The organism is Streptomyces sp. NPDC048389, from assembly GCF_040706335.1.
Lineage (GTDB): Bacteria > Actinomycetota > Actinomycetes > Streptomycetales > Streptomycetaceae > Streptomyces.
The window spans coordinates 26007-33981 of sequence record NZ_JBEZKP010000071.1; the positions used below are offsets into that span (position 1 = coordinate 26007).

At 74.5% G+C, this 7975-nt stretch carries 20 protein-coding genes; all 20 read right to left on the minus strand.

Going from position 1 to position 7975, the window contains the following annotated elements; all coding sequences use genetic code 11:
* Positions 1-78: 78 nt before the first annotated feature.
* On the minus strand, positions 79-402 hold the full coding sequence (locus tag AB0903_RS31080) for a PadR family transcriptional regulator (protein WP_366708076.1): 324 nt from the start codon (positions 400-402) through the stop codon (positions 79-81).
* Complete coding sequence (locus AB0903_RS31085) at positions 399-788, minus strand: hypothetical protein (RefSeq protein ID WP_366708077.1); 390 nt, start codon at positions 786-788, stop codon at positions 399-401. Before AB0903_RS31085 ends, AB0903_RS31080 begins: the two co-directional genes overlap by 4 nt.
* On the minus strand, positions 775-984 hold the full coding sequence (locus AB0903_RS31090) for a DUF6011 domain-containing protein (protein ID WP_366708078.1): 210 nt from the start codon (positions 982-984) through the stop codon (positions 775-777). The genes AB0903_RS31085 and AB0903_RS31090 overlap by 14 nt, the downstream gene beginning before the upstream one ends.
* A complete protein-coding gene (locus AB0903_RS31095) occupies positions 981-1241 on the minus strand; it encodes a hypothetical protein (protein ID WP_366708079.1) in 261 nt (86 codons plus the stop codon). The genes AB0903_RS31090 and AB0903_RS31095 overlap by 4 nt, the downstream gene beginning before the upstream one ends.
* Positions 1238-1456 (minus strand): hypothetical protein, encoded by a 219-nt coding sequence (locus tag AB0903_RS31100; RefSeq protein WP_366708080.1) that lies wholly within the window; start codon positions 1454-1456, stop codon positions 1238-1240. The genes AB0903_RS31095 and AB0903_RS31100 overlap by 4 nt, the downstream gene beginning before the upstream one ends.
* A complete protein-coding gene (locus tag AB0903_RS31105; protein WP_366708081.1) occupies positions 1429-1821 on the minus strand; it encodes a histone-like nucleoid-structuring protein Lsr2 in 393 nt (130 codons plus the stop codon). Before AB0903_RS31105 ends, AB0903_RS31100 begins: the two co-directional genes overlap by 28 nt.
* Positions 1818-2018: a hypothetical protein gene (locus tag AB0903_RS31110; protein ID WP_366708082.1), complete on the minus strand. Its 201-nt coding sequence runs from the start codon at positions 2016-2018 to the stop codon at positions 1818-1820. The genes AB0903_RS31105 and AB0903_RS31110 overlap by 4 nt, the downstream gene beginning before the upstream one ends.
* The gene (locus AB0903_RS31115) at positions 2015-2329 is read right to left on the minus strand and encodes a hypothetical protein (RefSeq protein ID WP_366708083.1); all 315 of its coding nucleotides are present in this window, start codon (positions 2327-2329) and stop codon (positions 2015-2017) included. The genes AB0903_RS31110 and AB0903_RS31115 overlap by 4 nt, the downstream gene beginning before the upstream one ends.
* Positions 2316-3869, minus strand: coding sequence for a helix-turn-helix domain-containing protein (locus AB0903_RS31120; RefSeq protein ID WP_366708084.1), 1554 nt, complete (start codon positions 3867-3869; stop codon positions 2316-2318). The genes AB0903_RS31115 and AB0903_RS31120 overlap by 14 nt, the downstream gene beginning before the upstream one ends.
* 21 nt (positions 3870-3890) lie before the next feature.
* Entirely contained in the window at positions 3891-4067 is a 177-nt protein-coding gene (locus tag AB0903_RS31125) for a hypothetical protein (protein ID WP_366708085.1), read from the minus strand.
* A gap of 22 nt (positions 4068-4089) precedes the next feature.
* Positions 4090-4503: a hypothetical protein gene (locus AB0903_RS31130; RefSeq protein ID WP_366708086.1), complete on the minus strand. Its 414-nt coding sequence runs from the start codon at positions 4501-4503 to the stop codon at positions 4090-4092.
* A complete protein-coding gene (locus AB0903_RS31135) occupies positions 4448-4702 on the minus strand; it encodes a hypothetical protein (protein ID WP_366708087.1) in 255 nt (84 codons plus the stop codon). The genes AB0903_RS31130 and AB0903_RS31135 overlap by 56 nt, the downstream gene beginning before the upstream one ends.
* Complete coding sequence (locus AB0903_RS31140) at positions 4699-5001, minus strand: hypothetical protein (protein WP_366708088.1); 303 nt, start codon at positions 4999-5001, stop codon at positions 4699-4701. Before AB0903_RS31140 ends, AB0903_RS31135 begins: the two co-directional genes overlap by 4 nt.
* The gene (locus AB0903_RS31145) at positions 4994-5431 is read right to left on the minus strand and encodes a hypothetical protein (RefSeq protein ID WP_366708089.1); all 438 of its coding nucleotides are present in this window, start codon (positions 5429-5431) and stop codon (positions 4994-4996) included. Before AB0903_RS31145 ends, AB0903_RS31140 begins: the two co-directional genes overlap by 8 nt.
* Positions 5428-5556, minus strand: a complete 129-nt coding sequence (locus AB0903_RS31150) for a hypothetical protein (RefSeq protein ID WP_366708090.1) — start codon at positions 5554-5556, stop codon at positions 5428-5430. Before AB0903_RS31150 ends, AB0903_RS31145 begins: the two co-directional genes overlap by 4 nt.
* The gene (locus AB0903_RS31155) at positions 5549-5740 is read right to left on the minus strand and encodes a hypothetical protein (protein ID WP_366708091.1); all 192 of its coding nucleotides are present in this window, start codon (positions 5738-5740) and stop codon (positions 5549-5551) included. The genes AB0903_RS31150 and AB0903_RS31155 overlap by 8 nt, the downstream gene beginning before the upstream one ends.
* Positions 5737-6012: a hypothetical protein gene (locus tag AB0903_RS31160; protein WP_366708092.1), complete on the minus strand. Its 276-nt coding sequence runs from the start codon at positions 6010-6012 to the stop codon at positions 5737-5739. The genes AB0903_RS31155 and AB0903_RS31160 overlap by 4 nt, the downstream gene beginning before the upstream one ends.
* The gene (locus tag AB0903_RS31165; protein WP_366708093.1) at positions 6009-7256 is read right to left on the minus strand and encodes a hypothetical protein; all 1248 of its coding nucleotides are present in this window, start codon (positions 7254-7256) and stop codon (positions 6009-6011) included. Before AB0903_RS31165 ends, AB0903_RS31160 begins: the two co-directional genes overlap by 4 nt.
* Complete coding sequence (locus AB0903_RS31170) at positions 7253-7756, minus strand: phiSA1p31-related protein (protein ID WP_366708094.1); 504 nt, start codon at positions 7754-7756, stop codon at positions 7253-7255. Before AB0903_RS31170 ends, AB0903_RS31165 begins: the two co-directional genes overlap by 4 nt.
* A gap of 11 nt (positions 7757-7767) precedes the next feature.
* The coding region (locus AB0903_RS31175) for a hypothetical protein (protein WP_366708095.1) at positions 7768-7975 on the minus strand (208 nt) is incomplete at its 5' end.

Genomic DNA, 7975 nt, shown 5'->3' on the forward strand with positions numbered 1-7975 from the left:
GGTCGTGGATGCCGAGGGGCACGCCCGCGACAACGACGGTCGCGAGCGTGACCCCGAGCGCGGCGAGGATCTGGCCGATCACCGGGCCGCCTCGGCGCGGGCCAGTCCGTCGGCGGTGAGGGTGTAGTGGGCGCGGCCGGTGACGGCGTCGTACGTGGCGGCGACCAGGCGGCGCTCCTGCAGGCGCTCGAGGGCCGGGTAGACGGAGCCGCTGCCCAGGTCGGTGCCGAGGCAGATCGCCATGCCCACCTGCGGCAGCCCATCAACGGCGTGGAGGTGGGCGAGGATCAGCCGCTCGGCTCGGCGCTCCCGCCGGGCGACGAGGGTGTAGGCGGCGCAGGTGGCCAGGCCGATGATCCAGCCATAGAGGACGAGGGACAGCGTGTGCGGGTCGAAGGTCATGCCAGGTCCTTCGGTCGGGCCGCTTGCTCGGCAGCAGCGGCGAGGGTGCGGGCGTAGCGCTGGCGGTGGGCGAGGTCGGCGAAGACCGCGGAGCAGACGATGAGGCCGGCGGCCGGGGCCCACAGCTGCACGAAGCCGCAGAGGATCGCCAACGTCATGGACGTGATGGCGGCCGCGTAGGTGAACCGGTGGGTGTGGCGGCCGCCGCGCGGCAGGAAGCGCCGCACACCGGAGCGGCGGGGCCGGATCACGTACCCGGAGGCGAGCAGGTACTCGCCGATCCGCTCGGTGCGCCCGGCCGCCGTGGCCGCGGTCGGCTCGGTCGTGAGCTCGTAGTCCTCGAGCGCGTCGCGTATCGCGGCCAGGCCCGGGTCAGTGCGGCGCATGCTGCTCCTCGGTGATGGTGAGTTGGCCGGCGTCCTCGAGCGCCTGGCCGTCGACGACGGCCAGAGGCTGCGCCGGGCGCACGGTGGGCGGTGGGGTGGGGCGGAGCTTGCGGGCGCAGACGGGGCCGATGCGGCGGGCGGCCGACGCCGGGTCACGCAGGCCCCGGCCGCACACCTCGCACGGAACCCGGGTCACGACAGCTCCGGGGGGAAGTCGATCCAGGTGTCGCCGTTTCCGTGGTCCCAAGGGCACGGCAGCGGCACCGACTCGGCGACGTCGGTCCACTCGCGCAGCACGGCGGCGTGCTGCGCGCATTCGTGGACGTGGCCGTACTGGCGGTGGAACCGCATCGCGACGACGGCCGGGCGTGGGCAGGACTCCCAACTGCAGTCCAGTGCCTCCGCCTCGGTGGGAACGGTTGCCGTCTGGGGCTCGGTGGTTGCCGTGGTCATGAGGTGCCTTCCGGAGTCCGGGGAGTGGGCAGGTTGTCGAGGGCGTCGCCGAGTTGGTGGGCGAGCTCGCGCCAGCGAGCGGCCTGGGCGGGGGCGTGGCGGTCGCGGGTGTCGGCGGCGGCAAGGAGCGCCTCGACGAGCTCGGCCGCGTCGTCCGGGCCGCCGGGCAGGCGCAGCAGGGCGGCCATCACGCACCGGCCTGGGTGGTGCGCCACTGGTCGACGATCGCGGCGGGCACGCGGCCGGGCGCGGGGCAGTCGATGCCCTGCTCCTTCGCCCAGGCGCGGACGGTGGCGGCGTGGTAGCTGCGGGGCGCGCGGGCCTTGCCCGGCTGCAGGCCGGCGCGCTTCTCACGGACTTCGGCGAGCTGCTGCTCGAGCCTGGCCGCCTCGGCGTCCAGCTTGGCGATCTCGTGGTCGGCCAGGAGCTGGCCGCGCAGGGCCTCGATGTGCTCGCGTGCCTTGGCCGAGTGGGTGCGGATCGTCTTGGACGAGTGGGCGTCGGCCCACGCCAGGAGCTTGCCGACGGTCCAGGAAGGGGCGTCGCCCTGGTCCGCGGCCGGGGCGGGTGGCTGGTTCATGCTGCTTCTCCTTGTCGTGGGGTGATGCGGTAGCCGATGGCCTCGGCGAGCTCGGCGAGGTGCTCGGCGGCGCAGCGGTCTGGGCGGGCGGGGTGACCGCCGGGGTGTCGGGCGCCGCCGAAGGTGCCGTCCGGCCACCATTCGGACTCCAGCCGCAGCCGGGCCTCCTCGGTGAGCTCCGGCACCGGGCCGGTCACCGCGGCCGCCACGGGACCGGGCGGACGCCGGTCCGCGTACGGGCGCCCGGGGGGCTGCTGCGCCGAGCCGGCGGGTTCTTGCAGGTGGCGAAGTGCGGCTTGGCCAGCCACTCGTGGTGCTCGAGGACCGGGCGCTCCTTGGTGAGGCCGCGGGAGCGCAGCCGGCCGGTGCCGTCGTAGTACGCCGCAGTGTTCCCGTCGTCGGCCGGGTCGGCGTCGACGGGCAGGCGTTTCCCGGCGGCGGTGACGGTCCAGCGGATCCGGGCACCGCAGCTCTCGCACAACTTCACGTCGTGGTCACTGAGGGGCATGGTCGTCTCCTTCGGGGCCGTAGCCGTCGAGCCGGTTCAGCTCCTGGGCGACGCGGCGTAGGCCGTAGATGCGGCCGGCGGCTGCGCGCCCGTACGTGTCGATCGCGGCGCGGACGCTGTCGGGGGTGGCTGTCTCGCGCAGGGCGTGGCGCTGCGCCCGGGTCAGCACGGGCGGCTCGGACCCGGCCGGGACGGGCGGTGGGAGCGGCGCCGGGTCCTCGACGGTCGGCGCGACGACGGCCGGGACGGGCGGTTCCTCGAGGGCCGCCGCGGCAGGCTCGGCGGCCGGGGCCGGGACGCACAGGGCGATGTCGAGGCACACCTGGCAGGTCTCGCCGGTGCGCCAGATGACGCCGTCCTCGCACTCCCGCAGCCCGCAGCCGTGCCGGGGCAGGCCCGCGCCGAGGATCCAGCGGCCGCCGTCCCGCACGGTCGTGGTGGTGGCGTAGCGGCGCTGCAGGCGCTCGGTGATCCGGCGCATCCCGGCTCCGGCCGCCAGCTGCGCCGTGATCTCTGCCTCGATGCGGCGCAGCACGAACGGGCGCACGCCGTCGAGGAGGTGGCGTACCGGGGCGAGGACCGGCCAGGTGCGGGCGGACAGCGTCGGACCGGAACCGTCGCCGGAGCTCCCGCCGTTGGCGCGGCTTGTGCCCTGGCCACCGGCCGACCGGAACGTGCCCGGGGCCGGGTTGTCCACAGGCCCTCGCGCTACAACCGGTAGACGCCTACGGCGGATCCCACCACTACCCCCTGCGCTCGTCTTGAGTCGGTCAGTCCTGGGGTCTTCCTCAGACAGGGAACCGTCATGATCGTCGGGACCGGATCCGTCATGAATGTCAGGAGAGGCGGGCACGGTGTGCAGCGGCCGGAGGTGAGCCTCGTAGGCGTGGCGGCCCTGCAGACCCTCACGCTCGCGGACGGTGGCCCAGCCGGTGGCCGCGAGCTCCTCGACCAGGCGGGCGACCTGCCGCTCCCCGAGCGGCTGGCCGGCGGACCGGCCGCCCTGGTGGACGAGGACGCCGCCGATGTCGCTGTACGCGAGGGGCTGGCGGCGGGTCTGGGCGTAGGTGATGAGCGCGTACAGGCGCAGCAGGCGCGGCGGGAGGGAGGTGGCGGCGCGGGCGGGGATCCAGACGAACAGCTCGTCGTCCTCGGCCGTGCGCACGGTGCGGTGTGCGGAGTCGCCGGTGCCGCCGCGCTTGGTGCGCCGGGTGGTGAGGACCTCGACCAGGCCGTCGACGTCGTCGGGGCGGGTGAGCTGGCGCAGGGCCCGCTCCACGGCGGACTTGGACATGCCGAGGTACTCGGCGAGCGTCTCGACGCGGGCGGTGCAGCCCTCCGTACGCAGGGCCAGGGCTGCGACCTTGATGTAGACGGCCAGGGCAGCATCGCTGTACTGGACGCCTACAACGAGACGCAGAGGTACGCGGATACGCAGGCCGCCGCCGGCGCGCGGGCGTGCCCCGGCAGCCGCGCGGGCGGCTGCTCGAGGGCGCGCTGCAGCAGCACCAGGTGCTGCGTGCGCGACGGCGGCGGACATGTGTCTCCCTGGGGTGGTGGGTCAGACGGTCGGGTCGGGCGGGCAGATGTACGCGCAGCCGGGGCAGGGCCAGTCGACGCAGTGCTGCTTTCGTGCGTGCCAGGCGCCGTTGCAGCTGCAGGCGCTGTCGTCTCCGGCGTCGGGAGAGTCGGCGTACGGGTCGACGAGCAGGTCGTCGGGGTCGTGCTGGCTGGTCACGTCGTGTCGTCCTTCTGTGTGGTCACTTGCGGCGGAGGGCGGGGAGGAGCAGGGCGGGGATGGCGAGGCGCATGGGGCACACCTCGTAGGCGAGGTACTTGGCGCGGGCGCTGCCGCGGCGGATCCAGCCGCGCTCGAGGAGCGCGGTGAGCGCGACGGCGACCTGCCCGCGGGAGAGCCGGGTCTCGGCGACGAGGCCGTCGAGGAGCGGCTGCCGGGAGCCGGGGATGGCGCCGGTGTCGTAGGTGGCGTGGGTGGCGAGCGTGAGGGCGACCAGGCGGTGATGCGGGGTCAGAGAGGAGCGGCGGATGCCTCGCTCCCACAGGAGCCGGAACGGCTCATCCGGCGGGAGCTCGACGACGCGTTCGGCGAGGGCCTTGTCAGCGGCCCGGTTGGCCACCGTCAGCGGGGTCGGGCGGGATGGTGCGGTCGTCATGGGGCTGCTCCTGGTCCTCGTCGGCGGTCTGGTTGAGGTAGTTGCCGGGCGGCCAGCCGGGCCCGGGCGGGATCTCCGGCAGGCCGCGTAGCGCGCGGGGGGTGTGGAGGGTGCAGCGCCAGCCGCACGGGAAGAGGCGGTTGATCACGCCGTGCGGCAACGTGGGGTAGTCGCACGGCTGCCGGCGGCGCCAGGTCACGACACGGCCGGAGTGCCGCAGCCCTCGCAGACCAGCACGCCGGCCTTGTCGGGGACGTGGATGGTGTGCAGGTGGCCGCAGACCAGCGAGTGGCACGGCAGGTAGGCGGCGTCTGGGTCGGCGAGCAGCTGCACGAGCTCCTCGCGGCGCCGGTGGGTCCGCACAGTGGCGACGGCCCGCCGGGCGGCGCCGCACAGGCAGCGCACGGCGGCGATCGCCAGGAGCGCGGCGACCACGCACATGCCGATCCCGCCGACGAAGAGAGCGACCAGGAGCAGGAACGCGAGAGTGTCAGGCACGGTCCACCACCGGCAGGGTTCGGATCTCGGCGAGGGCCTGGCCGTACGCGGCGCACGGTCCGGCGCAGTACCAGCGGGCCGGTTCACGGGAGCCGTCAACCGCGACGACCACCAGGTGCGCCGACGCCTGCGGCTCCGTGGCCGCCGTACCGCACGCGGCGTCCGGGCACTCCCGGCCGGTCGGCCGCAGGCGCGGCTCCGATGGCGTGCCGACCTTCCCGCGGTTCCACGACTGCTGCGCGGCACTGGCCCGCTTCGCCTCGTTGTAGCTGCGCTTCTCGTCACGGTTCGCCTTGCGGCACCGCCCGCAGTACGGCACGCCCTTGGCGTGGTGCTGCCGGTAGCCCCTCGGCGTGCCGTGGTCGATGCCGTCCCCACGCTCGGGGCCGGCGACCGCGGCCGAAGCCCCGGCGCGCACGGTGGTCGTCATGAGGACGGCACCTCCGTCATACAGTGCCGCTCCCAGGGGGAGAGGAGTTGGGTGGCCTCGTCGGCGGTGTGTCCGGCGCGCCAGAGCGCGTCGAGGATTTTGAGACGAGCCTTCTGGTCAGGCATCGGGGCCTCCGAGGAGTACGAGGAGGAGGGCGGCGGCGGGCGCGGCCCGCACGAGAGTGCGGACCGCGGTGACCGTGGCGTGGCCGAGGGTGGGCAGGATCCGGAAGACGAGCAGCAGGCCGACGCCCCAGGCGGTGAGGCCGGCGGACGCCCACAGGACGACCAGGACGACGTCGCGGGTCACGGCGCACACCGCCGGGGTGTGGAGGGGGCGAGCATGCGGCGCAGTCGGGCGCTCGAGGCGGCGGCGTAGTAGGTGGGTTCGGCGAGGCGGTAGGGGATGGGCTCCTCGTCGAGGGGCCGGACGTACGGCACGCTCACGCCGAGGACTTCGGCGACCTGCTGCCACACCTCCCGTACGGCCGGGTCCGTGACGTCCTCGGTGGGCAGGAGGAGGCGCAGGGCCTGCTCCTGGTCCTCGAGCTCGGCGAGCCTCGCCCGCTGAGCCGGGGTCACCAGTCCGCTCCGGGGTCGTAGGCGGCGGGCAGGTCGAGGGTGATGACGCTGTAGCCGGTGGGCTCCTCGCGGCCGTCGATGGTGGCGACGAGTTCGGCGATGCCGTCGTCTTCGTCGTCGATCCAGTCCCACACCAGAGATGTGTCGGCCGAGTGGCTCGCGGACAGGGACGCCTCGCAGTGCGCGCGGGCGGCGGCCGGGGTGGAGTACCAGCCCAGCGGGGCGGGCCCGCTGTCGTAGCGGGGGAGGTAGGCGCGTGGCGGGTCGCCGTGCCCGAGCCAGGCGGCGACCCGGGCACGGGTCTCGGCGTCGAGGACCAGGGCGACGGGGCGCCCGTCCTCGGCGACCGCGCCGATCGTGACGACCGGGGCCTCCTCCGGGGCGGGCTCCATCACCACGTCGAACCGGGACACGACCAGTGGAGTGGACTCGCCCACGGACGCCAGGTGGGCGTCGCGGGTGTCCTTCTCCGTGAGGGCGGCGCGCAGGTCGTCGGCGGCCATGGCGGAGCCGATGGTCTCGATGGCGCGCTGGGCGCACCACGGGGAGCAGTGGAAGCGGGCGGGCTGCTCGCTGCCGGCGACGTCGACGAGGATCCAGCCGAACATGGACGGGGTCTCGATCTGGCCGCAGGCGGGTGTGGTGCACCCGCCGTCCGGGGTGACGCACTGTGAGCACAGGTCCAGGCCGAGCGGGTTGGGCTGCCAGACGCAGCCCCCGTCGCACGCCTCGTCCTCGGTACAACCGCACCGCGCACACGCCGTCGGCTCGTCCGCCTGCAACCCGGCGATGCGACACCACGGGCAGGCATGGGTATCTTCAGCGGCGCGCAGCCACGTCGGATGCCCCGGGTCGTCACACGTCGCGGACACCCGGCCGTCGATCGCACCGAGTTCGAGGGCCTCGAACTCAGCGGCCCGGGCCCGCAGCGCGTCCCGCTCGTCCTCGGTGTCCAGCAGACGGCGCAGTACCGCCCGGGTGCGGGGGACGAGCCAGAAGGCCAAGTTCTGGCAGTACCAGTCGATGTCGGCAACGGATTGGTGGTCGTGCCCTGCCATGTCTCGAAGCGCCTCCGAGGCCGCCATGAGTACGTCGTCGCGGGCGGGCTTCGCCTTACCGAGCTGCGCGGCGATCGTCGCCCGCATCTCCGGCGACAGACCGGCCACCCCGGCGTGGCCAAGCGGTACCGGCAGCGCGCCCACCGAAGCGACCGTGTCCGCCAGTTCGTCCGGTGTCTGGCTCATCGGGTACCTCCGCGCAGGCGGGCGAGGATGCGGGCGAACGTCGACGGCGACGGCACCGGTGCGGCCGGGGGCGCGGGCTCGGTGTCGGGGCGGCAGGGCACGAGGTTGGAGTGGGCGGGCTTCCCGCAACCGCAGCGGTAGCCGTTCAGCCCGTAGGCAAGCGGGTCCGGCGTCGCTGCGGGGGTGGTCGCGGCCGGCGTACGGACGGGCAGCGGGGGCTGGTCCTCGGCGGACGCCGCCGTGGTGCGGGCGCAGGCGGTGAGAGCGGCGATTCGCTCGGCGGGCGTGACGTCGCGGGGCGCTGGGATGAGCGGGGCGTACGCCACGTACACCGCGGACAGCGGCAGCGTGTCGTCCAGGCCGTACCGCTCGTCGCGGGAGCGCAGCAGCGGCTCGCCGGTTTCGGCGGTGTCGCCCGTCCATTCCCAGCGGTGGCCGAGGAGGTCGATCCACGCGCGGGTCAGGTCGAAGGTGACGTGGTCGTGGACCCAGGTAGTCATTGGCAGCGTCGTCATCGGGCACCGCCTGTGCGGGTGTAGTCGCGGCCGCGGAGGTCGGGGTCGATGTCGAGCCACTCGTGCCACTGGTCCCAGTGCTCCGGCGTCGGGGTCTGGCCGCGCTCGGCGAGGTGCCGGCGGGCGTGGGCGCGCAGCTCGGCGCACTGCTGCTCGAGCTCGGCGGCGTGGAGCTCGCGCTGCCGCTCCACCAGGGCGGCCATG

Bases quoted from the DNA above. Each gene is read 5' to 3' on its own strand.
- AB0903_RS31080 (WP_366708076.1), bottom strand. From the start codon at position 402: ATGACCTTCGACCCGCACACGCTGTCCCTCGTCCTCTATGGCTGGATC.
- AB0903_RS31085 (WP_366708077.1), bottom strand. From the start codon at position 788: ATGCGCCGCACTGACCCGGGCCTGGCCGCGATACGCGACGCGCTCGAG.
- AB0903_RS31095 (WP_366708079.1), bottom strand. From the start codon at position 1,241: ATGACCACGGCAACCACCGAGCCCCAGACGGCAACCGTTCCCACCGAG.
- AB0903_RS31105 (WP_366708081.1), bottom strand. From the start codon at position 1,821: ATGAACCAGCCACCCGCCCCGGCCGCGGACCAGGGCGACGCCCCTTCC.
- AB0903_RS31115 (WP_366708083.1), bottom strand. From the start codon at position 2,329: ATGCCCCTCAGTGACCACGACGTGAAGTTGTGCGAGAGCTGCGGTGCC.
- AB0903_RS31120 (WP_366708084.1), bottom strand. From the start codon at position 3,869: ATGTCCGCCGCCGTCGCGCACGCAGCACCTGGTGCTGCTGCAGCGCGC.
- AB0903_RS31130 (WP_366708086.1), bottom strand. From the start codon at position 4,503: ATGACGACCGCACCATCCCGCCCGACCCCGCTGACGGTGGCCAACCGG.
- AB0903_RS31145 (WP_366708089.1), bottom strand. From the start codon at position 5,431: ATGACGACCACCGTGCGCGCCGGGGCTTCGGCCGCGGTCGCCGGCCCC.
- AB0903_RS31150 (WP_366708090.1), bottom strand. From the start codon at position 5,556: ATGCCTGACCAGAAGGCTCGTCTCAAAATCCTCGACGCGCTCTGGCGC.
- AB0903_RS31165 (WP_366708093.1), bottom strand. From the start codon at position 7,256: ATGAGCCAGACACCGGACGAACTGGCGGACACGGTCGCTTCGGTGGGC.
- AB0903_RS31170 (WP_366708094.1), bottom strand. From the start codon at position 7,756: ATGACTACCTGGGTCCACGACCACGTCACCTTCGACCTGACCCGCGCG.